We start from the raw sequence: 24382 nt of genomic DNA on the forward strand, positions 1-24382 counted from the left end.
CTTGGTGTAATGTTTTAATCGCTACATCCTTTTACTATAACCATAACCCGCTTTTTCTGCTTTCTTTTCAGTATTAGCCGTTGTTTCTATTTCTTTACTAATATCAGCAACGATGTTTTGAATGATTGAAAAGCTTTGAGAGGTTGAAAGGTGGGCTTGTGGGTTTCTCATTTCAAGCATTTTAGCTTGAGCTTTAGAGCGTATTTTTAGATTTTCTTTTTGCCATTCTTCTGTAACATTAAAATCTCTAGGGTCTAGTTCTAAATAAGCGATAGAACTTGGCCTGTAAAAATTCACTTGTTTAGCGATAGCTTTTTGCGAATAGGGCAGAGATTCTAGCTCTTTTTGCAAATAAGCTATAAGCTCTTGCGCTTTTGATCCTCTTTGAGAGCGGGGTTGTTTAGAGTTTGGAAGGTGTTTTGGCTGGATAGGGGTTTGGTTTGTTTTTGCAGGTTTAGGGGTTTTGCATTCAGCCTCTATTTCTATAGCAATACTATCCTTAATTCCTACTTTTTTAATAAAGAATTGACTATGATTTTCTTGGCAATTTTGTTCTGCTTTTTTAACCAAATCTTTCTGTTCTTTAACCAAATCTTTCTGTTCTTTAACCAAATCTTTCTGTTCTTTAACCAAATCTTTCTGTTCTTTAACCAAATCTTTCTGTTCTTTAACCAAATCTTTCTGTTCTTTAACCAAATCTTTCTGTTCTTTAACCAAATCTTTCTGTATATTGCTTGTCTTTTGTTGTTCTTGTTCTACTTTTATTTGATTGTTAGTCTCTATATTGCTTGTCCTTTGTTTTTCTTGTTCTACTTTTATTTGGTTATTAGTCTCTATATTGCTTGTCTTTTGTTTTTCTTGTCCTAGTTCTATCCCACTCTTGTTCGCTCTATCCCTAGCGTTTTCAGCTTCCTTTTGAGTTTCAGCCACTTCTTTTTTGGATTGGTCATCAGCAAAACACACATTCATGAGCATGGTTGTTATCGTTACTACACCTATTGTTGAATTAAGCCATGAGTTAGGGTGCGTTTTTAAATAATCATCTGCAGTCTTAACATTCCCACATATCCAATCGCTTTTTTTAATTTGTTTTTTTATTGAGTCTTTTATCGCTTCCCAAAAAGTAATCCCCATTATAGACACTCCCACATTCTTAAAAACTTTCTTTTCTTTTGCCGTTTTTACTAATTTCATCATCATTGTTGCAAGCATTACTAAAACTCTTATAACAGGCATTTAAATCCTTTCAAAAAACAATCTTACCCATCAAAATCTTATTCTTGTAGTATATATAGTCATATTTAATCGCTATTAAACGATTGGTTTGAAAAATTGTAAGGGGCAATCCAATCAGATTTTTCTAATCCATTCCAATAAAACTTGATACAAGTTTTCCTTGATACCCAAACTCACACCCTTTTAAAGGGAGCAAACTAATAAGCGATTTTTCTATGGCAAGAAACTGACTGATGTCTTCTAGAAGATAAGAACGATTTTATAGTGTTCTTATTTTCTTATGCCTACATCCTTTTACTATAACCATAACCCGCTTTTTCTGCTTTCTTTTCAGTATTAGCCGTTGTTTCTATTTCTTTACTAATATCAGCAACGATGTTTTGAATGATTGAAAAGCTTTGAGAGGTTGAAAGGTGGGCTTGTGGGTTTCTCATTTCAAGCATTTTAGCTTGAGCTTTAGAGCGTATTTTTAGATTTTCTTTTTGCCATTCTTCTGTAACATTAAAATCTCTAGGGTCTAGTTCTAAATAAGCGATAGAACTTGGCCTGTAAAAATTCACTTGTTTAGCGATAGCTTTTTGCGAATAGGGCAGAGATTCTAGCTCTTTTTGCAAATAAGCTATAAGCTCTTGCGCTTTTGATCCTCTTTGAGAGCGGGGTTGTTTAGAGTTTGGAAGGTGTTTTGGCTGGATAGGGGTTTGGTTTGTTTTTGCAGGTTTAGGGGTTTTACATTCAGCCTCTATTTCTATAGCAATGCCAGTAGTAATACCGGTCTTAATTCTTGTTTTTTTAATAAACAATTGGCCATGTTTTTCTTGGCAATTTTGTTCTGTTTCTTTAATGAAATCTTTCTGTTCTTTAATCAAATCTCTTTGTGTATTAATTGTCTTTTGTTTTTCTTGTTCTGCTTTCTGTCTTTGCTGTTCTAACTCTATCCCACTCTTATTTGTTTTCTGTTTTTCTTGTTCTGTTTTTATTTGACTATTAGCGAGTTCTATCTCACTCTTATTTGTCTTTTGCCTTTCTTGTTCTGTCTTTTGCTTTTCTTGTTCTAGTTCTATCCCACTCTTGTTCGCTCTATCCCTAGCGTTTTCAACTTCCTTTTTTTCTTGTTCTAGTTCTATTTGTTTATCAATATCACCAACATTACAAGCGGCTAACAATAAACTTGTCGCTATTGTTAATCCTGAATATTTCCACCAATTGATTTGATTTTCTTTTTCAGCTTGTTTGGATTTATCTTGGACTTTATCGTCTAATTCTTTTGCCCTCTTGCATGCAGCATGGGTTAATACTACTAATGCCGCATTGCTTTTCTTGGGGTGTTTTTTGAAAAGCTCTCTAACTTTCTTTACAATTTTTGTAAAAAACCCACCAATTGATCGGAGCGTATTTGTAATGACACTCGCTTGTTTAAAATGAGTCTCTTTATTTGTCTTTGTGTTAGCCACCTCTGTGTTCTTGCCAACCTTATTTGTTCTTCCTGTTTTCACTGATTCCATTACCAACCTTTTTTTTTTAAAAACAATCTTACCCATCAAAACTATATGGAAACCAATACGAAAAATCCACTCAAGTTAGATCAACCCCTTTATTATCAATGCGCAGTTAAGCCATGGTCTTTCAATTCTTTTTCTAACTTGGCTACAGCGTTCCAAGTGGGGATCACGCTATCAGGGTTTAAAGAAATGGAAGTGATGCCCTCTTTGACTAAAAACTCTGTCACTTCAGGGTAATCGCTCGGAGCTTGCCCGCAAATCCCGCAATATTTGTTGTGTCTTTTACAAGCTTCAATCGCTTTTTTAAACATTCTTAGCATCGCTTCATTCCTTTCATCAAAGACATGGCTGACTAATTCGCTGTCTCTATCCACGCCTAAAGTGAGCTGGGTTAAATCATTAGAGCCAATAGAAAAGCCATCAAACAAGCTTAAGAAATCATCAGCCAGAATGACATTCACCGGTAATTCGCACATGATATAAATTTCAAGCCCGTTTTTACCGGATTCTAAATTGTTTTTTCTTAAGATTTCTAGGACTTTTTTACCCTCTTCAATGGTTCGCAAAAAAGGGATCATCACTTTCATGTTGGTCAAGCCCATTTCTTCCCTCACTAACGCTAAGGCTTCACACTCCCACGAAAACGCTTCATTATAGCTTTCTGAATAATACCGACTAGCCCCTCTATAACCAAGCATGGGGTTTTCTTCATTAGGCTCATAGCTAGAGCCGCCAAGCATGCGCATGTATTCATTGGATTTGAAATCGCTCGTTCTCACAATCACAGGTTTAGGGTAAAACGCTGCGCTGATCATGCCAATGCCTTCAGCGATTTTTTTCACAAAAAAATCTTTAGGGTTAGCATAGCCTGCCATAAGGTTTTCAATTTCATTTTTTTCTTTCACGCTTTTTTTGTGGTGCAAATCCACTAAGGCTAAAGGATGGGCTTTGATTTGATTCAAAATAATCATTTCCATTCTGGCTAGCCCTACGCCGTGATTAGGGAGCTGAGAAAAGCCAAAGGCTTTTTCAGGGTTTCCAATATTGATGTAAATTTTTGTTTGAGTTTCTTGCATGTTAGAAAGCTCCACCCTTTCAATTTCATGCTCATAAATGCCCGCATACACATAGCCCTCTTCACCCTCAGCGCAAGAAACCGTGATTTCCATGCCGGTATAAAGGCTATCAGTCGCCCCGCTCACCCCAACAATGGCTGGCACGCCAATTTCTCTCGCCACAATCGCCGCATGGCAAGTGCGCCCTCCACGATTAGTGATAACCGCGCTCGCTTTTTTCATGCAAGGCTCCCAGTCTGGGTCGGTGTTATCCGTAACTAAAATTTCGCCCTCTTTAAAAGAATTCATGTGCTCCAAATCATTGATGATGCGCACTTTCCCTGAGCCAATTTTACTCCCAATCGCTCTGCCTTGTAAGATAATCTCTTTTTTTTCGTTAGGGTTTTTGAATTTGAATTTTTCAAAGACTTGATTTTCTTCTTTGGTTTTTTGGCTTTGAACGGTTTCTGGGCGCGCTTGAACGATAAAGATTTCCCCACTCTCGCCATCTTTAGCCCATTCTATATCCATGGGGCGGTATTGTTTGGCTTCTTTAGAGTAATGTTTTTCAATTTCAATAGCGTATTTGGCTAAAATCAGCACGTCTTCATCGCTCAATGAAAAGGATTGCCATTCTTTTTTGGTGGTTTTAATGTTTCTGGTGGGGTGTTCGCTACCCCTTGGGGCATAGACCATTTTTTGCGTTTTATTGCCGAGTTGGCGTTTGATAATGGGGCGTTTGTTTTGCTCTAAAGTGGGCTTAAACACATAAAATTCATCAGGGTTTATCGTGCCTCCCACCACATTTTCGCCCAACCCCCACGCTGAAGTGATAAACACCGCGTCTTTAAAACCGGTTTCAGTGTCAATAGAAAACATCACGCCCGCGCTGCCTTTATCCGCTCGCACCATTTTTTGCACCCCCACGCTGAGCGCGACTTTTAAATGATCAAACCCACGACTCGCCCTATAGCTAATCGCTCTATCGGTAAAAAGCGACGCTAAACAGGATTTGATATAGTGGATCAATTCTGTTTTACCCTTAATGTTTAAATAAGTGTCTTGTTGCCCGGCAAAAGAAGCGTCCGGCAAGTCTTCTGCAGTAGCGGAACTCCTTACAGCCACATCGGCTTCTTTCATGTTGTATTGCTGGCTTAAAATCTCATAAGCTTGAAAAATCTCATCCCTCAAATCGCTAGGAAAAGGCGTGCCAAAAATAAGCTCTCTGATTTGTTTGGAGCGGATTTTTAACACATCAATTTCCGTGGCATCAACATTTTCTAAAAGCTCTATGATTTTTTGCTTAGCCCCCCCTTGCTCTAAAAGATACCAATACGCTTCGCTGGTGATCGCAAAGCCATCAGGCACTTTAATACCAATTGGCACTAATTCTTGAAACATCTCGCCAATGCTAGCGTTCTTGCCCCCAACCAGATTCACATTCTTATTGTTCAACTCTTTGAAAAACTTGATATATCGCACAAAACTCCCTTAAAAATGATCATTAAGTCTCTTAAAACAAAAATATAATAATGATAGCATGATAGAGCTTTAGTTTTAGCTAGTTTGTATTACTAAGCTTTTTAATAAGGGGTGTATTTGGTTTATAATTTTATTGTATAGTAGGCGGTTAGTTAGGTATTTTTGAACAGAAAGGGTGGTTTTGTATAGGCGGTTGTTATTGAATTTGCTTTGTATGGTGTTTTTACAAGCGTGTTTAAAGCCTATGAGCGACCCTAAAGCTGAGAAAGTGGATTCGCAAGTGCAATGCGGGTTTGGCTCAAAAGATTGCTAAATTTTAAGGTTTGAAGAAAGGAAACATAAGTTTTAAAGAATGAGTGCGGAACTGATTGCTGTTTATAAAGACGAGCAAATAATAGATTTAGAGAGTGCGAAAGTCTTAGGGCTGAGCGATGGGATTAAAGCGTTAAAAGGGACAGAGCCGATATATTTTGATGATTCGCCTTTGGCTTTAGAAGTGATCAGGCATTCATGCGCGCATCTGCTTGCGCAAAGCTTGAAAGCCCTTTATCCGGACGCGAAATTTTTTGTAGGCCCTGTGGTAGAAGAGGGGTTTTATTACGATTTCAAGACCGCTTCAAAAATCAGCGAAGAGGATTTGCCTAAAATTGAAGCGAAAATGAAAGAATTTGCGAAATCAAAGCTCGCTATCACTAAAGAGGTTTTAACCAGAGAGCAAGCTTTGGAGCGTTTTAAGGGCGATGAATTAAAGCATGCGGTGATGAGTAAAATCAGTGGCGATGCCTTTGGCGTGTACCAACAAGGCGAGTTTGAAGATTTGTGTAAGGGGCCGCACCTCCCAAACACTCGTTTTTTAAACCATTTCAAGCTCACTAAACTGGCTGGGGCTTATTTGGGTGGCGATGAAAACAATGAAATGCTCATTAGAATCTATGGCATCGCTTTTGCCACCAAAGAGAGTTTAAAAGACTATCTTTTCCAAATAGAAGAAGCGAAAAAACGAGATCACAGAAAGCTAGGCGTGGAGCTAGGGCTTTTTAGTTTTGATGATGAGATAGGGGCAGGCTTACCTTTATGGCTGCCTAAAGGGGCAAGACTCAGAAAGCGCATTGAAGATTTATTGAGTCAAGCGTTACTTTTAAGAGGCTATGAGCCGGTTAAAGGCCCTGAGATTTTAAAGAGCGATGTGTGGAAAATCAGCGGGCATTATGACAACTATAAAGAAAACATGTATTTCACCACGATTGATGAGCAAGAATACGGCATAAAGCCTATGAACTGCGTGGGGCATATTAAAGTCTATCAAAGCGCTTTGCACAGCTACAGAGATTTGCCCTTAAGGTTTTATGAATACGGCGTGGTGCATCGGCATGAAAAAAGCGGTGTGTTGCATGGGCTTTTAAGGGTTAGGGAATTTACCCAAGATGATGCACATATTTTTTGCTCTTTTGAACAGATCCAAAGCGAAGTGAGCGCGATTTTAGATTTTACGCACAAAATCATGCAAGCGTTTGGTTTTAGCTATGAAATGGAATTATCCACAAGGCCGGCTAAATCCATAGGCGATGATAAAGTTTGGGAAAAGGCCACTAGCGCTTTAAAAGAAGCCCTAAAAGAGCACCGCATTGATTATAAGATTGATGAAGGAGGAGGGGCTTTCTATGGGCCTAAGATTGACATTAAAATCACTGACGCTTTAAAGCGTAAATGGCAGTGCGGCACGATTCAGGTGGATATGAATTTGCCTGAACGCTTCAAACTCGCTTTCACTAATGAACACAATCACGCTGAGCAGCCGGTGATGATCCACAGGGCGATTTTAGGCTCGTTTGAAAGGTTTATTGCGATTTTGAGCGAACATTTTGGGGGGAATTTCCCTTTCTTTGTTGCGCCCACTCAAATCGCTCTCATTCCTATTAATGAAGAGCATCATGTTTTTGCTTTGAAATTAAAAGAGGAATTAAAAAAGCGCGATATTTTTGTAGAAGTGCTGGATAAAAACGACAGCTTGAATAAAAAGGTGCGATTAGCCGAAAAGCAAAAAATCCCTATGATTTTAGTGTTAGGGAATGAAGAGGTGGAGAGCGAAATTTTATCCATTAGAGACAGAGAAAAACAAGCTCAGTATAAAATGCCCTTAAAGGAGTTTTTAAACATGGTTGAATCTAAGATGCAAGAGGTTAGTTTTTGAGTAGAAGCGAAGTGTTGTTAAACGGAGACATTAATTTTAAAGAAGTGCGTTGCGTGGGCGATAATGGCGAAGTGTATGGGATTATTTCTTCCAAAGAAGCGCTCAATATCGCTCAAAATTTAGGTTTGGATTTGGTTTTGATTTCAGCGAGCACGAAACCTCCCGTGTGTAAGGTGATGGATTATAATAAATTCCGCTACCAAAATGAAAAGAAAATCAAGGAAGCCAAGAAAAAGCAAAAACAAATTGAAATCAAAGAGATCAAGCTTTCCACTCAAATCGCGCAAAACGATATTAACTATAAAGTCAAGCATGCGAGAGAATTTATTGAAGCCAATAAGCATGTCAAATTCAAGGTGGTTTTAAAGGGCAGGGAGAGCCAAAATTCAAAAGCTGGGCTTGATGTGCTTTTGAGAGTCCAAACAATGATGGAGGATTTAGCCAACCCTGAAAAAGAGCCAAAAACCGAGGGGCGTTTTGTTTCGTGGATGTTTGTGCCTAAGGCTAAAGAAGCCCCCAAAAACGAAAAGAAAACCAAAGAAAATAACCCGCCTTTTAATCGTATTAACCTTATGAAAGGAGAAAATCATGCCAAAAATGAAGACTAATCGCGGCGCGTCTAAGCGTTTCAAAGTTAAAAAAAACTTGATTAAGCGTGGCAGTGCTTTTAAAAGCCATATTTTGACTAAAAAAAGCCCCAAACGCAAAGCCAATCTAAACGCGCCAAAACATGTGCATCACACTAACGCGCATTCTGTCATGTCGTTGCTTTGCAGGGCTTGAGAATGCTCATTAGAAAGTGGAGTTAATCCCCTTATTTAAGGGAAAGTCGTTGTAAAAACGCACCTAAAAATATTTTAAAAAGAAAGGTAAAGAAATGAGAGTTAAAACAGGCGTTGTACGCAGAAGACGCCATAAAAAAGTCTTAAAACTCGCTAGAGGGTTTTATAGTGGCAGAAGAAAGCATTTTAGAAAGGCTAAAGAACAGCTTGAAAGAAGCATGTATTACGCCTTTAGGGATCGCAAACAAAAGAAAAGAGAGTTCAGGAGTTTGTGGGTGGTAAGGATCAATGCGGCTTGCAGAATGCATAACACAAGTTATTCGCGCTTCATGCATGCCTTAAAAGTGGCTGGCGTGGAGTTAGACCGCAAGGTTTTAGCAGACATGGCGATGAATGACATGCAAGCTTTTGAGAGCGTGTTAGAGAGCGTGAAAGAGCATCTTTAATCTCTATTGGCTGTTAGGTTTTAGTTTTAGCCTAAAAAAGGTGAGAGGATTTAGGACTTTTTACTAAAAAGTTCCTAAAATTGATTTTTGTTTCAATTTATTCTCATTCAATCGCTATTTTTAATCAAAAAGAAAGCAATTTTATAGTAGAATGTGGCATTAAGAACTCAAGTAGAGAAAATGTAGAAGGAAGGAATACATGAAGAAATCTGTTATAGTAGGTGCTATCTCTCTAGCAATGACAAGCTTATTGTCAGCAGAGACCCCTAAGCAAGAAAAAGCTATTAAGACTAGCCCTACCAAAAAAGGTGAAAGAAATGCTGCTTTTATAGGGATTGATTACCAGTTGGGTATGCTTAGCACTACCGCTCAAAATTGTTCCCATGGGAATTGTAATGGTAATCAAAGTGGGGCTTATGGCTCTAATACGCCTAACATGCCTACAGCGTCAAACCCAACAGGAGGCCTTACTCATGGCGCTCTAGGGACTCGTGGGTATAAAGGCTTAAGCAACCAACAATACGCTATCAATGGTTTTGGGTTTGTTGTAGGGTATAAGCATTTTTTTAAGAAATCTCCACAATTTGGAATGCGTTATTACGGATTCTTTGATTTTGCAAGCTCTTATTATAAGTATTACACTTATAATGATTACGGCATGAGAGACGCTCGCAAGGGTTCTCAAAGTTTCATGTTTGGCTATGGGGCTGGCACAGATGTGTTGTTTAACCCAGCTATTTTCAATCGTGAGAACTTGCATTTTGGGTTTTTTCTTGGCGTTGCGATTGGTGGTACCTCTTGGGGTCCAACAAACTATTATTTTAAGGACTTAGCTGATGAATACAGAGGGAGTTTCCACCCATCAAATTTCCAGGTCTTAGTGAATGGTGGGATCCGCTTAGGCACTAAACACCAAGGTTTTGAAATCGGCTTGAAAATCCAAACCATTCGCAACAATTATTATACCGCTAGTGCGGATAATGTTCCTGAAGGGGTTACTTATAAATTCACCTTTCACCGCCCCTATGCCTTTTATTGGCGTTACATTGTAAGCTTTTAAGGTGTTTTAGGGTTAATTTATGGGGGGGTATAGAAAAGGGCTTTTGCTCTTTATGGCCTTTTATGATTTTCTTGTGTCAAAGGCTTTAAAAAATCAATACGGCTACTTGGCAAAAATTAAATCGCAATCCTTACAAGCAATTGAACTCACTAACAACCGCACACAAACAAATCTTTGAAAAATCAAAAATAAATTGATTATTTTTAAAAATAAGGGATATAAGTTAGCTGTGTTAATGGAGTGCTGATCATAAAATCTAAAAATCAATTTGCTATTAAAACGCTATAAGTTATCTTTAATCAATCAAATGATAGAATTTATTCTTTATTTTTGAATTGGGAGCATTTGATGAAAAAATTAGCGGTTTCTTTATTATTTACGGGGACTTTTTTGGGGCTTTTTTTGAATGCGAGCGATTTTAAGAGCATGGATAATAAGCAACTATTAGAGCAAGCAGGGAAAGTTGCTCCTAGCGAAGTTCCAGAGTTTCGCGCAGAAGTCAATAAACGATTAAAAGTGATGAAAGAAGAAGAGCGTAAAAATTATAAAGCGGATTTTAAGAAAGCGATGGATAAAAATTTAGCTTCTTTAAGCCAAGAAGATCGCAACAAGCGTAAAAAAGAAATTCTTGAAGCGATTGCTAACAAAAAGAAAACAATGACCATGAAAGAATACCGCCAAGAGGGGCTAGATTTGCATGATTGCGCGTGTGAAGGCCCTTTTCATGATCATGAAAAAAAGAAAAAAAGGGAAAAAACCAAGCCATCATAAGCATTAGCGCTTAAGGTGTGCTAATTTTTTTTGATTTTTGTGAAATCAACGCCGTAAGTTTCTAGCTTTTGGCTAGGGGATATAAGGCGTTTTTTTTGTTATAATTCTATCATAGCGTTTAGGCACTTAAAATAGAGGTTGCCTGCTTGGTGGGTGGGCTTTGTTGATTCTAAAATCCTTTAGCTGTGAAGGGCATGTTAATTTTTTAGGGTTAAAGTTTTTGGAGTGTTTGTATTTTTTGGATATTTATAGTATCATATCCAATAGTAAAGACCCTTTGAAGTCTGTATTTTAAGATGACTAAAATGGCTTGAATTCTAAGGTGGTTTTTTATCAATAGAAGAAATTTCAAAAGAGAGCTTATGAAGAACGGTATCTATTTTTGTTGCGGCTATATATTAATTAGGAGTTTGGTGTGAAACGGATTTTATTTTTTTTAGTAGCTACGACTTTTTTGTTGAGAGCAGAAACGGATTCTGCCACTATTAACACTACAGTTGATCCCAATGTTATGTTTTCTGAAAGCTCCACAGGGAATGTGAAAAAAGACCGCAAGAGGGTTTTAAAGAGTATGGTTAATTTGGAAAAAGAGCGCGTGAAGAATTTTAACCAGTATTCTGAAACCAAGATGAGTAAGGGCGACTTATCCGCTTTTGGAGCTTTCTTTAAGGGGAGTTTGGAAAGCTGTGTGGAGCAAAAGGTTTGTTATTATGAGCATAAAGACGGCAAGGTTTCTTTTGTGGTGAATGACAGGGAGAAGTTTTATAAACATGTGCTTAAAGACTTAGGGACAGAGCTTTCACTCCCTTTGTTTAACTGGCTTTACAAAGGCTCGGATTTTGGGGCTTTGCATGAGCAGTTTGGGGATATGTATGATGGGTATATCAAATATTTGATCAGCATGGTTAGAGTAAGCCAAAAAGAAAAGGCTAGAAAACTGGATGCAGTCACTCTTAAAAAAATGGAAGATCAAGCTGAGAAAGACACTAAGGCAGCGTTTCAAAAGAGGAGCAGTGGGGAGCTTAAAAGCCATACTGATAGCCCTGAATTTATAAGCTCTTCTAAGAAAGCACAGGATGCTTCTAATCCGGATCTAGATCCTACGACTAACGCTAACACGCTCAAAGAAACAGCTTCAAAAGAGCCGGAGACTTCTTCAAAGAAAGAGAAAAAACCTAAGAAAAAACGCCACCTTTCAAAGCAAGAAAGGCAACAACAAGCCTTGCAACAAGAGTTTGAAAAACAAATTAGCGACTCTAGTAAGTCTGAAAAATAGCTAACTTACTTTTTTAGTAGGGGGCTTTAAATGAGTTTCAACGCTCCTTTTTAGGCTTTATATTTAGGCTTTTAGCTCCCTATCACTCCGTCCTGTGTTAGGACTATCTCTTTTAAAAGCCACCGCTTTTTTAAAGCCTTTAAGCTTTTTGGCTTTCTTTTGTGGTAACGATTGGTAACAATTAGCTTAAGGTTTTGTTACGCAAAAATCTTTGAATATAATGGTTGATAGAGTTAAAAATAATCTCCTTTTAAAACTCCTTAGCAGAAATCCCAATCGTCTTTAGCGTTTGGAATGAATGCCACTTAATTCATAGTAATATCCCCATTCGTATCTAGTATAGGAAGTGTGAAAAGTTACGCCTTTGGAGATATGATGTGTGAGAGAGAATGCGTTGGAGCTTAAACTCTGTAAAATCTCTACGATAGGGATACAGAGTGAGAACCAAACTCTCCCTAACATCAGTCTAGGAAGCCCAAAGCGTCTTTGGCGATTGGGTGCTTCACGATATTTCAACGCATTTTATGAAAGCGTGTAAAAATTTTTGGTTTTATTTTAATGGAATATTAGTAATCAAATTTAAAAAATACCTTTGAGTGTTTTTCACAATCAAAATAAAAAAGCTTGCGTAGCAAGTGAATAGTTTCTCATAACACGCTCTTAGGGGATTTTAAAAAAGGGGGTTGTAGGGGAATGATTTCAAAATGCCCTATTCTCTTATGAGTTCAAATAAACTTAATGAGTTTTATTATTAAATGGAATTTAAAAACGATGAAACAAAATTTTAAAACCCTATGTTTAAAAATTTTTGAAGGATATTAAAGTTGGATAGGGCTTATTTGTATTTGTTAAAAACAAAGCCTTTTTTACGAACTTAAAGCCCCTAAAGTTAAGAACTATCCCTTAGCATTTTAAGGTTTTGGCCAATCCCCCTAACGAGGTCTCTTTGTATTTTTCATTCATGTCTTTTCCGGTCGCATACATCGTAGCAATCACTTCATCTAGGCTCACTTTAGGCTTGTATTCATCTTCTAAAGCCAGTTTAGAAGCGCTGATCGCTTTAATCGCTCCTAAAACATTGCGTTCAATGCAAGGGATTTGCACCAAGCCCCCCACCGGATCGCATGTCAATCCTAAATGGTGCTCCATAGCGATTTCACTAGCGATCAAAACCTGTTGCGTGGTCGCTTGGCACAAATGGGCTAACCCCCCCGCAGCCATAGAGCTTGCCACGCCAATTTCAGCCTGACACCCCGCTTCTGCACCGCTCAAGGAAGCGTTTTTCTTGTAAAGATAGCCAATCGCCGCACTAGTGAGTAAAAAATCATTGATGGCCTTTTGCGATAAATTTTCAAACAAATGGTTTTTAGCGTATAAAAGCACGCTTGGCACCACCGCGCACGCTCCATTAGTGGGGGCGGTTACCACCTTGCCTCCGCTAGCGTTTTCTTCGGCAATGGCGCGAGCGTAAAGCGAAATGTAATCAATCAAGGCTAAGGGGTCTTTCCCGCTTGTGGGGTGCTTTTCTAGGCGCGTTTTAACGCTTGGGGCTAATCGTGTTACTCTCAAAGAACCAGGCAGATACCTTTCTTTAGAATTAGCCCCATTATGATAACACTCAAGCATCGCATGATAGATTTTAGTCATCGTTGCATCAGGGTGGTTTTTCAGGGCATTTTCTCTCAAACGCACGATTTCAGCGATGCTTTTTTGGTGTTTTTGGCACAATTCTAGCAACTCCTTAGCGCTTGAAAAATCATAGGCAATGCTTTCATTCCCGCCCTCTTCAGACAAGTTGTCTAATTCTTTTTCAGTATAGACAAACCCTCCACCAACAGAATAATAAGTCTCTTCTTTTAAAACCTCATTTTTAGAGTTAAAAGCTTTTAGAATGAGAGCGTTTTGGTGTCTGGCTAAAGGCTTATTGTCAAAAATCAAATCTTTAGCATAATCAAAAGGGATATGATGCTGGTTAGCGAGTTTTAAAACCTTGTTTTCAAGCGCTTCATGCAATAAGGCTTTTTTGGTTGTTACCTCCAATTCGTTAGCGTAAATACCATGCAAGCCAATTAAAACCGCCTCATCGCTCAAATGCCCTTTACCGGTTAAAGCTAATGAGCCATGCAAGGTGATTTGAACGCGTTCAACCTGCTCTAAAATGCCTTTTAACAACCCGCAAAATCTCGCTCCCGCTTCCATAGGCCCTATGGTGTGTGAAGAGCTAGGCCCCACGCCGATTTTAAAAATGGATAAAATAGAAAAACTAGCCATTAAAATAGTCCTAAAAACACGCTCAAAGCCGTCAAGCTCCCAAAGACAAACACAAAAATATCCACTTTAAAGTTTCTAAAACGCTTCAAACTAGAAACGCTATAAAAAGCTATCATGGGCATCACAAACAGAATGAGCGCGATAATGGGACCGCCTAAATTTTCAATAAAATCCAAGATATTAGGGTTAATATAAGCCACAAGCGTGATAGTCAGCCATAAAAAAATCGTTACGCTAATACTCAAGGTTTTAGAAGCTTTTTTCAATTTTAAACTTTGAATGATAATGCCTTCTAAACCCTCCTTAGCCCCATAATAATGCCCAAAAAAAGATGAAAAAATCGCTAAAAAAGCCACCACAGGCCCCGCATAATTGATTAAAGGGTTGTTTAAAGTGTTAGCGAAATAGCTTAAAATGGGGATGTTTTGTTCCCTTGCTTTCACAAAATCATCAGCATTCAAGCACATGACGCACGAAAACACAAAAAACATCACAAACCCTAAAAGCATCAGCGATGTTCCTAATTCAATTTGATTGAGTTTATACTCTTTGAAAGCGCCGTATTCTTTTTCCACATTTTGAGTGAAGGTGGAAATAATGGGGCTATGGTTGAACGAAAACACAAGCACCGGTAAGGTTAGCCAAATCGCTAACACAAATTCTTTAAAACTCGGCACCACAAAAAGATTAGCGCCTTGCCAATAAGGGATAAGATACAAAGAAAAAAGCAATAAAATCAAGCATAAAGGATACACTAAAGCGTTACAAATGCGCGTAACAATCGTAGCGTTAAAAACCATCACCAACATCATTAAAGAGACTAACGCTACAGCTAGTAAGCCCCGATGAAAAGGCGCTAAATGCAACTGGTTAGTGAAGAAATGATCAAACACATTAGTGATACCCACCCCATAAGCCAAACAAATAGGATAAATCGCCAAGAAATAAAGCAAAGTGATAAGAAAACCCCATTGAGCGCCAAAATGAGAGCGAACGACCATGGTAATGTCTTCTCTATCTTTGGATCCTATGAAATAAGCTAAAGCTCTATGCCCCAGATAAGTTAAAGGGAAGATGATCGCGCTCATCACCACAATAGCCCATACCCCATGCCCACCGGCTCTAATAGGCAAAAATAAAATCCCAGCCCCAACCGCCGTGCCAAATAAGGACGCCATCCAACGCAAATCAAACGCGTTGAGTTTTTTAGGATCTCTTATGACCGCTTTTTCTTGTGCCATGCTATTAAACCGCCCTTTTATCGTGTTAAAGAGTTCTCATTGTAGCATAAAGCTTTTTATGATTGGGGTTTTTTGAGATTAGGGGGGTGGTTTTTAGCGTGCATTTATTTTCTAAAATCCACGATTTAACCCGCACAAGCTATAATAACGCTTAAAAAAAGATTAATAAAGGATTGTAGAAATGTCAAACACAACTTGGTCGCCCACTTCATGGCATTCTTTTAAGATAGAGCAACACCCCACTTATAAAGATAAGCAAGAATTAGAAAGGGTCAAAAAAGAATTGCACTCTTACCCTCCCTTAGTGTTTGCTGGCGAAGCGAGGAACTTGCAAGAGCGTTTAGCCCAAGCCATTGACAATAAGGCGTTTTTGTTGCAAGGGGGCGATTGCGCGGAGTCGTTTTCTCAATTTAGCGCTAACAGGATTAAAGACATGTTTAAAGTGGTGATGCAAATGGCGATTGTCTTAACTTTTGCTGGCTCTATACCGATCGTGAAAGTGGGGCGCATTGCCGGGCAATTTGCCAAGCCTCGCTCTAATGCGATTGAAATACTAGATAATGAAGAAGTGTTGAGTTATAGAGGGGATATTATCAACGGGATTTCCAAAAAAGAAAGAGAGCCAAAGCCGGAAAGAATGCTTAAAGCCTACCATCAAAGCGTAGCGACTTTAAACCTTATCAGAGCCTTTGCTCAAGGCGGGTTAGCGAATTTGGAGCAAGTGCATCGTTTCAATTTGGATTTTGTCAAAAACAACGACTTTGGGCAAAAATACCAGCAAATCGCTGACCGGATCACGCAAGCTTTAGGGTTTATGCGAGCATGCGGGGTGGAGATAGAAAAAACGCCTATTCTTAGGGAAGTGGAATTTTACACCAGCCACGAAGCGTTACTGCTCCATTATGAAGAGCCTTTGGTGCGTAAGGATAGTTTGACTAACCAGTTTTATGACTGCTCCGCGCACATGCTGTGGATTGGCGAAAGGACAAGAGATCCAAAGGGTGCGCATGTGGAGTTTTTAAGGGGGGTTTGTAACCCTATTGGCGTGAAAATCGGGCCTAACGCGAGCGTGAGCGAAGTGTTAGAATTGTGCGATGTTTTAAACCCGCGCAACATTAAGGGGCGTTTGAATCTGATCGTGCGCATGGGTTCTAAGATGATTAAAGAGCGTTTGCCTAAACTTTTACAAGGGGTGTTGGAAGAAAAACGCCATATTTTATGGAGCATTGATCCCATGCATGGCAACACGGTCAAAACCAGCTTGGGGGTTAAAACAAGGGCTTTTGATAGCGTGCTAGATGAAGTGAAAAGCTTTTTTGAAATCCATAGGGCTGAAGGGAGTTTGGCTTCAGGGGTTCATTTGGAAATGACAGGTGAGAATGTTACAGAATGTATCGGTGGCTCGCAAGCGATCACCGAAGAGGGTTTGAGTTGCCATTACTACACGCAATGCGATCCAAGACTAAACGCCACTCAAGCCTTAGAACTCGCTTTCTTAATCGCTGACATGCTTAAAAAACAACGCACTTGATTGAAATCAAGATAATAAGAGGCTTTAGTCAAGCGATCGTTTCTTGTAATGCGTTCTATAGGGGGATTTAGTTGGGGTTGTAGGGGGGGAGTTATTTCAAAATACCCCAGTTATCCCCTTAAGAGAATGAGTTTTGTGTAAAATAAAGTTTTAAAAATTAAAGGATAATAAGGTTAAATAAGGTTTTGAGTGCCGACATTTGATGAAAACAGAGCCAAATATTAATCTATCTTTAACTCTTTTTCTTTATAATTATCGTAAGCATTTTAATATTCAAAGGAGCTTGGAATGAGAATTTCTCTTTTAGCTGTAATTTTAGCGTTATTGTTTGTGGCTTGCCACGAAACTAAAAAACAAATCTTACAAAACGAAGCCGATAGCACCCCTTCAGAAAAAACCATTTGGCAGCCTGAACAAAAATAAAAATTGTAAAAATACTCAAAAGCGTTTTTAAAATAACACAATCAAAAAGCTAGTGGGTGATAGTTTTTTGTAAAGCGATCTTAGGGTTGTGGGGGGAATGATTTCAAAAACACCCCCTATCCCTTATGAAGTTTATTATCAAACGAAGTTTAAAAAACAAGTTTTTAAAAGTGAGAGAGTAGCTAAAAAGCTTAAAATTAAAACGGGCGAAAGCTTGATATTTAAACTACAAACTCTCTAAAACCTTTTGAGCATGGCCTTTCGCTTTGACATTGTAGAAGCATTTTTCTAAAACGCCTTGCGTGTTGATAATGAAAGTGGAGCGGATAATCCCCAAATGCTCCTTCCCATAAAGCATGCGTTTGCCATAAGCTTTGTAAAGATTGGCGGTTTTTTTATCTTCATCGCAGAGCAAAATCACATTCAAAGAGCATTGGCTGATAAATTTTTGATGCGATTGAGCGTTATCAGGGCTTACGCCTACGACAACAGCGTTTTTCTTTTCAAATTCACTAAACAGATCGCTAAAGTCTTTGGCTTCTAAAGTGCATCCGGGGGTGTTGTCTTTAGGGTAGAAATACAGCACCACTTTTTTATGGAGCAAATCTTTTAAAGAAATCTCTACGCCATCGCTGTTTTTCAACCTGAAATCAGGGGCTAATTGCCCTACTTCTAATTTTTCCATCCTTATCCTTTAGTAGAGAATGATAGCGACTTTTTGAGGCCCATGCACCCCAAAAACGGTTTTTAATTCAATATCGGCTGTCCGGCTAGGCCCGCCAATAAGGAGCATGTTTGTGGGTAAGACGCCGTTTTGGCTTTGGTTTTTTAAAGCTTGCATGCCTTCGCTCAAATTGCGCACAATGGATTCTTTTTTTAATAAGATAATGCAATTAAGGGTGATGAGTGAAAGCAATCGTGGGCTTGCATGCGAAGAAACCGCTCCGATCATGCCCAAGCTTGAAATCCCACAAACCCCATGCAATAAAGCCGTATCAATCTCAAACAACTCTTCACGCATCGCTTCAATTTCTTTATCATAAGGCTGTAAAGCAAAATCCTTAAACGCTTCAAAATTCAAATCCAAATCCGTAGAGTGTAAGACTTTTTTGCTTTGAAAATTTTCTAAAGCCTTTAAGATTGCTTGCTCTAAATTTTCTTTAGCGCTTTCAATGACTTCAGCCTTATTCAACACCTGGAAATGCTTGTATTCTTCCATTAAGTCTTCAAACTCCACTTTAATGATATTTCTATAAATAGGGTTTGCTCCTTGAATAGCATGCTTGGCTCTGGCTTCTTTAATGCGCTTTAAAATAAGCTCTTTACTCATAAATCACCCCTTCTAAGTGCTGGACTTTTGCATGCAAGCTTGTGTCCATATTGGGTAAGGTCCTAACGCTCGCCCACTCTTTGACTAAAGGCAGTATGGGGGCTAAAAGCTTGCCTAAAGGCGAGAAAAATTGAGCCATTTTCAATTGGAAACGCCACTTAGCCCCATCGCTTGCCATTTTGGCAAACATTTTCATAGAGAATTTTTCCATCCCGCTGTGTTGGGTGCTTTTAGCCCCCTTAATTACGCCCCTGCCCTCGCCCACTTTATCCGATCGTAAATCTCTAATGAGTTCGGCTAAAGGGATTTCTACGGGGCAAACTTCAGTGCAACGCCCGCAAAGACTGCACAAATTAGGGATATGCCCGTAATTATTCAGGCCAAAGAGTTGGGGGGATACCACCACGCCTATAGGGCCAGGATAAGTAGAAAGATAGGCATGCCCACCGATTTTATCATACACAGGGCAGTGGTTCAAACAAGTCCCGCAACGAATGCATGAAAGAGCGCGGTAATACTTTTCATCAGCCAAAATATTGGAGCGGTTGTTGTCTAATAAAATGATGTGGGCTTCTTTAGGGCCGTCTAAATCGCCCTCTTTTCTGGGGCCTGTGATAATGTTTTGATAGCAAGTGATAGGCACACCCACCGCGCTTGGGGCGAGCAAATTGTTTAAAATCGCCGCATCATCAAAGCTTTCTACTAATTTTTCAATCCCACAAATTGCGACATGCACATCGCATGCGGTGGTGCTCATTCTGCCATTGCCTTCATTTTCCACTAACCAGATCGCTCCCTCATTAGCAATAGCAAAATTAACCCCACTGATCCCCATTTTAAAGCTTTCAAATTCTTTGCGCATGTGTTTTCTGGCGATCGCATTAAGCTTTTCAGGCTCTTCTTCATAAGCGGCGTTGAGTTTTTCTTCAAAAATCTTACCGATTTGCTTGCGGTTTTTATGGATAGCCGGCACGACAATATGCACAGGGTGTTCATTGATGAGTTGGATAATCAATTCGCCCAAATCCGTTTCTTGCGCTTGAATGCCCTTTTCTTTCAAGTAATGGTTCAAGCCAATTTCTTCGCTTGCCATGGATTTTTGCTTTAAAATGCGCTTGATATTCTTTTCTTTAGCGAGGTTGTAAATGATTTCATTAGCTTCATCGCCGTCTTTAGCGTAATGTATTTTAAAGCCGTTTTGAGTGGCGTTTTTTTCAAACAATTCCAAATACTCATCAAGCCTAGATAAAATCTTAAGCTTGACTTCTTTGCCTAATTCCCTTAAATTTTCCCACTCGCTGTAACGATTTTTAATCAGATTCTTACGATTAGCCCGTAAGGTATCCATTGCAGAACGCAAATTTTCCCTTAATTGCATATCGCCTAATTGGTCGGTGATGATTTCTTCGTATTCTTGGTCGCTATGATATTTTTCCATGATCATTCCTTAAAATAATTCTTTAATGTTAAAGCCCAAGCCTTGAGGCTAAAAAGTCGTAAAAATGCATGGGTTTTGTTAGAGAGCCCATTTTTTGCATAGCGGTGCTGATATTCATCAAACACCCAGCATCCGCTGAAACAATCACATCCACTTGACGGCTTTCTATGTCTTTAATCTTTTCTTTGACCATAACCGCTGAAATTTCAGGCTCTTTGACCGAAAAAGTCCCCCCAAACCCGCAGCATTCTTCTTCTTTTTCCAATTCAATGAGTTCCACATTTTTAAGCTGTCTGATGAGGTTTTTCGCCGAGTCAATCACTTTAGCCACCCTTAAGGCATGGCAATTAGAATGCCATGTGATTTTAAGGGGTTCGCCTTTATCTTCATATTTGACTTGCAATTTTTTATCCAAAAATTCGCTCAATTCATACACCCTAGAGCAAAAATCTTTAACCATGTTAAATTCCGCATGCCCTTCAAACAATTCCAAATAATCATGTCGCATCATTCCTGTGCATGAACCGCTAGGCAAAATAATAGGGTAGTCGTTATTGGAATAAAGTTTGATATTGTATAAAACGACTTTTTTTGTCTCTTCATAGTATCCTGAGTTATAGCTTGGCTGGCCACAACATGTCTGGTCTTTTTTAAAAACCACTTCCAAATTTTCCTTACGGAGTAATTTGATAGCGTTAAGCGATGCGTTGCTATAAATGGCTGCTCCTAGACAAGTAGCAAAGAAATTGACTTTCAAAGAAGGCTCCTTAAAATTCTAAATTAAGAGTTTCAAGCACAATATAATACTCAAAATTAGTAAGATTGTAACCACAAGTTGATCAACCCACTCGCTCAAACATTGTTACTAAAATAAACCACAAACCCATTAAATTTGACTTAATATTAAATGCTACTTAAAATTAGTTTTTTCTTTTAAGTAAGATAAAAAAATACTTTTAATTATTCAAGGAAAATTTATGGAATTTTATCAAGTCTATGACCCATTAGGCCATATTTGGCTGAGTGCTTTAGTGGCGCTATCGCCTATTGCGCTCTTTTTTATTTCTCTTATTGTCTTTAAACTTAAAGGGTATAGCGCTGGGTTTTTAAGCTTATTGCTTTCAATCCTTATTGCGTTATTTGTGTATAAAATGCCCGCTCAAATGGTGAGCGCGAGTTTTTTCTATGGCTTTCTTTATGGCTTGTGGCCGATCGCTTGGATTGTGATCGCTGCGATTTTTCTTTACAACCTTTCAGTGAAATCCGGGTATTTTGAGATTTTAAAAGAAAGCATTTTAACCCTAACTCCGGATCATCGCATTTTAGTGATTTTGATTGGCTTTTGTTTTGGCTCGTTTTTAGAAGGAGCGATTGGTTTTGGAGGCCCGGTAGCGATCACAGCGGCGATTTTAGTCGGCCTTGGGCTAAACCCCTTATACGCTGCCGGATTGTGTCTGATCGCTAACACCGCTCCTGTAGCTTTTGGCGCGGTGGGTATCCCTATTACGGCAATGGCTAGCGTGGTGGGTATCCCTGAGTTAGAGATTTCTCAAATGGTGGGCAGAGTGTTACCCATTTTTTCCATTGGTATTCCTTTTTTCATCGTGTTCTTAATGGATGGTTTTGGAGGGATTAGAGAGACTTTTCCTGCAGTGGCTGTTACCGGGTTTAGTTTCGCTATCGCGCAATTTTTAAGCTCTAATTATCTAGGGCCACAGCTTCCGGATATTATTTCAGCTTTAGTGTCATTGATTGCTACCACTTTGTTTTTAAAATTCTGGCAACCCAAACGCATTTTCACCAGCAATGGCAAAGAACCCACGATAAACACAGAAAAACACCATATTTGTAAGGTGGTCGTGGCGTGGATGCCTTTTGTGTTGCTCACGATTACGATTATCATATGGACGCAACCCTGGTTTAAAGCGCTCTTTAAAGAAGGCGGGGCTTTGGCGTTTTCTAGCTTTGCGTTTGAATTTAATTCTATCAGTCAAAAGATTTTTAAAACCGTTCCCATTGTTACTGAAGCGACCAATTTTCCCGTCGTGTTCAAATTCCCCTTGATCCTAACGACAGGCACTTCCATTTTTGTAGCCGCTCTTTTAAGCGTGTTTTTGTTGCGCGTGAAAATCAGCGATGCGATAGGGGTGTTTGGGGCTACTTTAAAAGAAATGCGTTTGCCGATTTTAACCATTGGCGTGGTTTTAGCGTTTGCGTATGTGGCTAATTATAGCGGCATGAGCGCCACGCTCGCTTTAGCGTTAGCGGATACTGGGCATGTTTTCACTTTCTTTTCGCCTGTTGTAGGCTGGCTTGGGGTGTTTTTAACCGGAAGCGATACGAGTTCTAATCTTTTATTTGGCTCTTTGCAAATGCTCATCGCTACACAGCTTGGCTTGCCTGAAGTGCTTTTCTTAGCGGCAAACACTTCAGGGGGTGTTGTGGGTAAAATGATAAGCCCTCAAAGTATCGCTATCGCTTGCGCGGCGGTGGGGCTAGTGGGGAAAGAGAGCGAATTGTTCAGATTTACAGTAAAATACTCTATCGCTTTGGCAATCATTATGGGGATTGTCTTCACTCTTATTGCTTATGTCTTCCCCTTTATTATCCCCATCATTCCTAAATAAGGGGGTTTTTAAAGAGATCTAGCGCTAAGAGAATATTTTAAAAAGGGATTTTTAGTGCTAGAATTTCATCAAATTTATGACCCTTTGGGTAATATTTGGCTGAGTGCTCTTGTAGCTTTATTGCCGATTTTGTTATTTTTCTTATCTTTAATGGTTTTTAAACTCAAAGGTTATACAGCGGCCTTTTTGAGCGTGGCCTTATCAGCCATTATTGCGGTTTTAGTGTATAAAATGCCTGTTAGCATGGTGGGTTCAAGCTTTCTTTATGGCTTCCTCTATGGCTTATGGCCGATCGCTTGGATCATTATTGCGGCGATTTTTTTATACAAACTCAGCGTTAAATCCGGCTATTTTGAAATTTTAAAAGAAAGCGTCCAGTCCATCACTTTAGATCACCGGATTTTAGTGATTTTGATTGGCTTTTGTTTTGGCTCGTTTTTAGAAGGGGCGATCGGCTTTGGAGGGCCTATTGCTATAACAGCGGCGATTTTAGTGGGCTTAGGGTTAAGCCCTTTGTATTCTGCCGGATTGTGCCTAATCGCTAATACCGCTCCTGTGGCTTTTGGCGCGGTGGGTATCCCTATAAGCGCGATGGCGAGCGCGGTAGGGGTGCCAGCGATTTTAATTTCAGCCATGACGGGTAAAATCCTCTTTTTTGTGAGCTTGTTAGTGCCGTTTTTCATTGTGTTTTTAATGGATGGCTTTAAGGGGATTAAAGAGACTTTTCCGGCCGTTTTTATCGCGGCTTTTTCTTTCGCTGGTGCGCAATTTTTAAGCTCTAATTATTTAGGGCCAGAATTGCCCGGTATTATTTCAGCCCTTGTTTCACTCGTTGCAACGGCGCTCTTTTTGAAATTCTGGCAGCCTAAAGTCATTTTTAGAAGCGACGGCAAAGCGGCCTCATTCACTAAGAGTAACCATCATATCTGTAAGGTTTATGTCGCTTGGTCTCCTTTTGTGATTTTGGTTTTAGTGATTGTGTTATGGATACAGCCTTTTTTTAAGGCTTTATTTGAAAAAGACGGCTTGTTAGCTTTTTCTAATTTTTATTTTGAATTCAATAACATCAGTAACCACATCTTTAAAAGCCCGCCTTTTGTAGAAGCCAATCAAAGCGTGAGTTTTCCGGTGGTGTTTAAATTTCTCTTAATCAACACGGTTGGCACTTCCATTTTTTTAGCCGCTCTCATTAGCATGCTCGTTTTAAGGGTGCGAGCGAGCGATGCGCTGAGCGTCTTTGGCGAGACTTTAAAAGAAATGCGCTATCCCATTCTTACCATTGGTTTAGTCTTAAGCTTTGCCTATGTGTCTAATTACAGCGGGATTTCTTCCACTCTAGCCTTAGCACTCACCCATACGGGTTTGGCTTTTACTTTTTTCTCGCCCTTGATCGGGTGGGTAGGCGTGTTTTTAACCGGGAGCGATACGAGCTCTAATCTTTTGTTTGGCTCTTTACAGCAACTCACCGCCCAACGATTGCACCTCCCTGAGGTTTTAACCCTAACGGCTAATACCGTTGGAGGCACTTTAGGAAAAATGATAAGCCCTCAAAGTATCGCTATCGCTTGTGCGGCGGTGGGGTTAGCCGGGAAAGAGAGCGATTTATTCAAATTCACGGTTAAATACTCCCTTATTTTTGTAGCGATCATGGGAGTTGTGATTAGCACGATTGCGTATTTGATCCCTGAAGTGGTGCCTGCGATAAAGTAGAATTATTTTAAAT

General features: G+C 39.4%; 21 protein-coding genes and 2 pseudogenes. 12 read left to right on the forward strand and 11 right to left on the reverse strand.

Annotation, left to right across the window (positions count from 1 at the left end; all coding sequences use genetic code 11):
- Positions 1-21 precede the first annotated feature (21 nt).
- From HPOKI112_RS00835 to ppsA, 3 genes are all read right to left on the reverse strand, one after another.
- Entirely contained in the window at positions 22-1236 is a 1215-nt protein-coding gene (locus tag HPOKI112_RS00835) for a DUF874 family protein (RefSeq protein ID WP_025309580.1), read from the reverse strand.
- Between the two features lie 284 nt (positions 1237-1520).
- Positions 1521-2738 carry a DUF874 family protein gene (locus HPOKI112_RS00840; RefSeq protein WP_025309581.1) on the reverse strand — a complete coding sequence of 406 codons (1218 nt, stop codon included), beginning with the start codon at positions 2736-2738 and terminating at the stop codon, positions 1521-1523.
- Between the two features lie 95 nt (positions 2739-2833).
- Complete coding sequence (ppsA, locus tag HPOKI112_RS00845; RefSeq protein ID WP_025276617.1) at positions 2834-5272, reverse strand: pyruvate, water dikinase; 2439 nt, start codon at positions 5270-5272, stop codon at positions 2834-2836.
- 181 nt (positions 5273-5453) lie between these two features.
- Here ppsA and HPOKI112_RS08530 point away from each other — a divergent pair, with 181 nt between their 5' ends.
- The 7 genes and pseudogenes from HPOKI112_RS08530 (at position 5454) to HPOKI112_RS00885 (ending at position 10529) form a co-directional block, all read left to right on the forward strand.
- Positions 5454-5585, forward strand: coding sequence for a hypothetical protein (locus HPOKI112_RS08530; protein WP_001892720.1), 132 nt, complete (start codon positions 5454-5456; stop codon positions 5583-5585).
- A gap of 39 nt (positions 5586-5624) precedes the next feature.
- Positions 5625-7463 carry a threonine--tRNA ligase gene (thrS, locus tag HPOKI112_RS00855; protein WP_025309582.1) on the forward strand — a complete coding sequence of 613 codons (1839 nt, stop codon included), beginning with the start codon at positions 5625-5627 and terminating at the stop codon, positions 7461-7463.
- Complete coding sequence (gene infC, locus HPOKI112_RS00860; protein ID WP_025275544.1) at positions 7460-8071, forward strand: translation initiation factor IF-3; 612 nt, start codon at positions 7460-7462, stop codon at positions 8069-8071. Before thrS ends, infC begins: the two co-directional genes overlap by 4 nt.
- Positions 8052-8246, forward strand: coding sequence for a 50S ribosomal protein L35 (gene rpmI, locus HPOKI112_RS00865; RefSeq protein ID WP_001125542.1), 195 nt, complete (start codon positions 8052-8054; stop codon positions 8244-8246). Before infC ends, rpmI begins: the two co-directional genes overlap by 20 nt.
- Positions 8247-8340: 94 nt before the next feature.
- Positions 8341-8691, forward strand: coding sequence for a 50S ribosomal protein L20 (rplT, locus tag HPOKI112_RS00870; protein WP_001264172.1), 351 nt, complete (start codon positions 8341-8343; stop codon positions 8689-8691).
- Positions 8692-8890: 199 nt separating this feature from the next.
- Positions 8891-9751 (forward strand): outer membrane protein, encoded by an 861-nt coding sequence (locus HPOKI112_RS00875; protein ID WP_000750186.1) that lies wholly within the window; start codon positions 8891-8893, stop codon positions 9749-9751.
- Positions 9752-10099: 348 nt separating this feature from the next.
- Positions 10100-10529 (forward strand): annotated as a pseudogene (locus tag HPOKI112_RS00885) (DUF1104 domain-containing protein).
- 303 nt (positions 10530-10832) lie between these two features.
- Here HPOKI112_RS00885 and HPOKI112_RS08650 read toward each other — a convergent pair.
- Positions 10833-11014: pseudogene (locus HPOKI112_RS08650) on the reverse strand (hypothetical protein); the annotation flags it as partial.
- Here HPOKI112_RS08650 and HPOKI112_RS00890 point away from each other — a divergent pair.
- Positions 10938-11798, forward strand: coding sequence for a hypothetical protein (locus tag HPOKI112_RS00890; RefSeq protein WP_025309583.1), 861 nt, complete (start codon positions 10938-10940; stop codon positions 11796-11798). The pseudogene HPOKI112_RS08650 and the gene HPOKI112_RS00890 sit on opposite strands and share 77 nt — an antisense overlap.
- A 282-nt stretch (positions 11799-12080) precedes the next feature.
- Here the strand turns inward: HPOKI112_RS00890 and HPOKI112_RS07955 are convergent, their stop codons facing one another.
- The 3 genes from HPOKI112_RS07955 to HPOKI112_RS00900 all read right to left on the reverse strand — a co-directional run bounded on the left by HPOKI112_RS07955 (position 12081) and on the right by HPOKI112_RS00900 (position 15310).
- Positions 12081-12260, reverse strand: coding sequence for a hypothetical protein (locus HPOKI112_RS07955; RefSeq protein WP_162148107.1), 180 nt, complete (start codon positions 12258-12260; stop codon positions 12081-12083).
- Positions 12261-12701: 441 nt separating this feature from the next.
- Positions 12702-14069, reverse strand: coding sequence for an L-serine ammonia-lyase (locus HPOKI112_RS00895; protein ID WP_025309584.1), 1368 nt, complete (start codon positions 14067-14069; stop codon positions 12702-12704).
- The gene (locus tag HPOKI112_RS00900) at positions 14069-15310 is read right to left on the reverse strand and encodes a serine/threonine transporter (RefSeq protein ID WP_025275547.1); all 1242 of its coding nucleotides are present in this window, start codon (positions 15308-15310) and stop codon (positions 14069-14071) included. The genes HPOKI112_RS00895 and HPOKI112_RS00900 overlap by 1 nt, the downstream gene beginning before the upstream one ends.
- Before the next feature lie 181 nt (positions 15311-15491).
- Here HPOKI112_RS00900 and HPOKI112_RS00905 point away from each other — a divergent pair, with 181 nt between their 5' ends.
- Both HPOKI112_RS00905 and HPOKI112_RS08535 read left to right on the forward strand, forming a co-directional pair.
- Positions 15492-16841, forward strand: coding sequence for a class II 3-deoxy-7-phosphoheptulonate synthase (locus HPOKI112_RS00905; RefSeq protein ID WP_025275548.1), 1350 nt, complete (start codon positions 15492-15494; stop codon positions 16839-16841).
- Between the two features lie 288 nt (positions 16842-17129).
- Positions 17130-17264 carry a hypothetical protein gene (locus HPOKI112_RS08535; protein WP_001222899.1) on the forward strand — a complete coding sequence of 45 codons (135 nt, stop codon included), beginning with the start codon at positions 17130-17132 and terminating at the stop codon, positions 17262-17264.
- Positions 17265-17490: 226 nt separating this feature from the next.
- Here the strand turns inward: HPOKI112_RS08535 and bcp are convergent, their stop codons facing one another.
- Genes bcp through HPOKI112_RS00935 form a run of 4 tightly spaced genes read right to left on the reverse strand, consistent with a single transcriptional unit; the run spans position 17491 to position 20789 of the window.
- Positions 17491-17949: a thioredoxin-dependent thiol peroxidase gene (gene bcp / locus HPOKI112_RS00920; protein WP_025287789.1), complete on the reverse strand. Its 459-nt coding sequence runs from the start codon at positions 17947-17949 to the stop codon at positions 17491-17493.
- Between the two features lie 9 nt (positions 17950-17958).
- Complete coding sequence (locus tag HPOKI112_RS00925) at positions 17959-18594, reverse strand: LutC/YkgG family protein (protein ID WP_025309585.1); 636 nt, start codon at positions 18592-18594, stop codon at positions 17959-17961.
- The gene (locus tag HPOKI112_RS00930; RefSeq protein WP_000417264.1) at positions 18587-20032 is read right to left on the reverse strand and encodes a LutB/LldF family L-lactate oxidation iron-sulfur protein; all 1446 of its coding nucleotides are present in this window, start codon (positions 20030-20032) and stop codon (positions 18587-18589) included. Before HPOKI112_RS00930 ends, HPOKI112_RS00925 begins: the two co-directional genes overlap by 8 nt.
- Before the next feature lie 28 nt (positions 20033-20060).
- Positions 20061-20789 carry a (Fe-S)-binding protein gene (locus HPOKI112_RS00935; protein ID WP_000867258.1) on the reverse strand — a complete coding sequence of 243 codons (729 nt, stop codon included), beginning with the start codon at positions 20787-20789 and terminating at the stop codon, positions 20061-20063.
- A 220-nt stretch (positions 20790-21009) separates the two neighbouring features.
- Here HPOKI112_RS00935 and HPOKI112_RS00940 point away from each other — a divergent pair, with 220 nt between their 5' ends.
- Both HPOKI112_RS00940 and HPOKI112_RS00945 read left to right on the forward strand, forming a co-directional pair.
- Positions 21010-22659 (forward strand): L-lactate permease, encoded by a 1650-nt coding sequence (locus HPOKI112_RS00940; RefSeq protein ID WP_025275551.1) that lies wholly within the window; start codon positions 21010-21012, stop codon positions 22657-22659.
- 54 nt (positions 22660-22713) lie between these two features.
- Positions 22714-24369: an L-lactate permease gene (locus HPOKI112_RS00945; RefSeq protein ID WP_025309586.1), complete on the forward strand. Its 1656-nt coding sequence runs from the start codon at positions 22714-22716 to the stop codon at positions 24367-24369.
- The last annotated feature ends 13 nt before the right edge of the window (positions 24370-24382 follow it).

Origin of the sequence: Helicobacter pylori oki112 (assembly GCF_000600085.1) — a bacterium.
In the GTDB taxonomy this organism is placed as follows: domain Bacteria; phylum Campylobacterota; class Campylobacteria; order Campylobacterales; family Helicobacteraceae; genus Helicobacter; species Helicobacter pylori_CY.

What these genes read in the sequence shown, in the direction of transcription:
- HPOKI112_RS00835 (WP_025309580.1), bottom strand. Translation starts at nt 1,236, where the DNA reads ATGCCTGTTATAAGAGTTTTAGTAATGCTTGCAACAATGATGATGAAA.
- HPOKI112_RS00840 (WP_025309581.1), bottom strand. Translation starts at nt 2,738, where the DNA reads ATGGAATCAGTGAAAACAGGAAGAACAAATAAGGTTGGCAAGAACACA.
- thrS (WP_025309582.1), top strand. Translation starts at nt 5,625, where the DNA reads ATGAGTGCGGAACTGATTGCTGTTTATAAAGACGAGCAAATAATAGAT.
- rpmI (WP_001125542.1), top strand. Translation starts at nt 8,052, where the DNA reads ATGCCAAAAATGAAGACTAATCGCGGCGCGTCTAAGCGTTTCAAAGTT.
- rplT (WP_001264172.1), top strand. Translation starts at nt 8,341, where the DNA reads ATGAGAGTTAAAACAGGCGTTGTACGCAGAAGACGCCATAAAAAAGTC.
- HPOKI112_RS00875 (WP_000750186.1), top strand. Translation starts at nt 8,891, where the DNA reads ATGAAGAAATCTGTTATAGTAGGTGCTATCTCTCTAGCAATGACAAGC.
- HPOKI112_RS07955 (WP_162148107.1), bottom strand. Translation starts at nt 12,260, where the DNA reads ATGTTAGGGAGAGTTTGGTTCTCACTCTGTATCCCTATCGTAGAGATT.
- HPOKI112_RS00895 (WP_025309584.1), bottom strand. Translation starts at nt 14,069, where the DNA reads ATGGCTAGTTTTTCTATTTTATCCATTTTTAAAATCGGCGTGGGGCCT.
- HPOKI112_RS00900 (WP_025275547.1), bottom strand. Translation starts at nt 15,310, where the DNA reads ATGGCACAAGAAAAAGCGGTCATAAGAGATCCTAAAAAACTCAACGCG.
- HPOKI112_RS00905 (WP_025275548.1), top strand. Translation starts at nt 15,492, where the DNA reads ATGTCAAACACAACTTGGTCGCCCACTTCATGGCATTCTTTTAAGATA.
- HPOKI112_RS08535 (WP_001222899.1), top strand. Translation starts at nt 17,130, where the DNA reads ATGAGAATTTCTCTTTTAGCTGTAATTTTAGCGTTATTGTTTGTGGCT.
- bcp (WP_025287789.1), bottom strand. Translation starts at nt 17,949, where the DNA reads ATGGAAAAATTAGAAGTAGGGCAATTAGCCCCTGATTTCAGGTTGAAA.
- HPOKI112_RS00925 (WP_025309585.1), bottom strand. Translation starts at nt 18,594, where the DNA reads ATGAGTAAAGAGCTTATTTTAAAGCGCATTAAAGAAGCCAGAGCCAAG.
- HPOKI112_RS00930 (WP_000417264.1), bottom strand. Translation starts at nt 20,032, where the DNA reads ATGGAAAAATATCATAGCGACCAAGAATACGAAGAAATCATCACCGAC.
- HPOKI112_RS00940 (WP_025275551.1), top strand. Translation starts at nt 21,010, where the DNA reads ATGGAATTTTATCAAGTCTATGACCCATTAGGCCATATTTGGCTGAGT.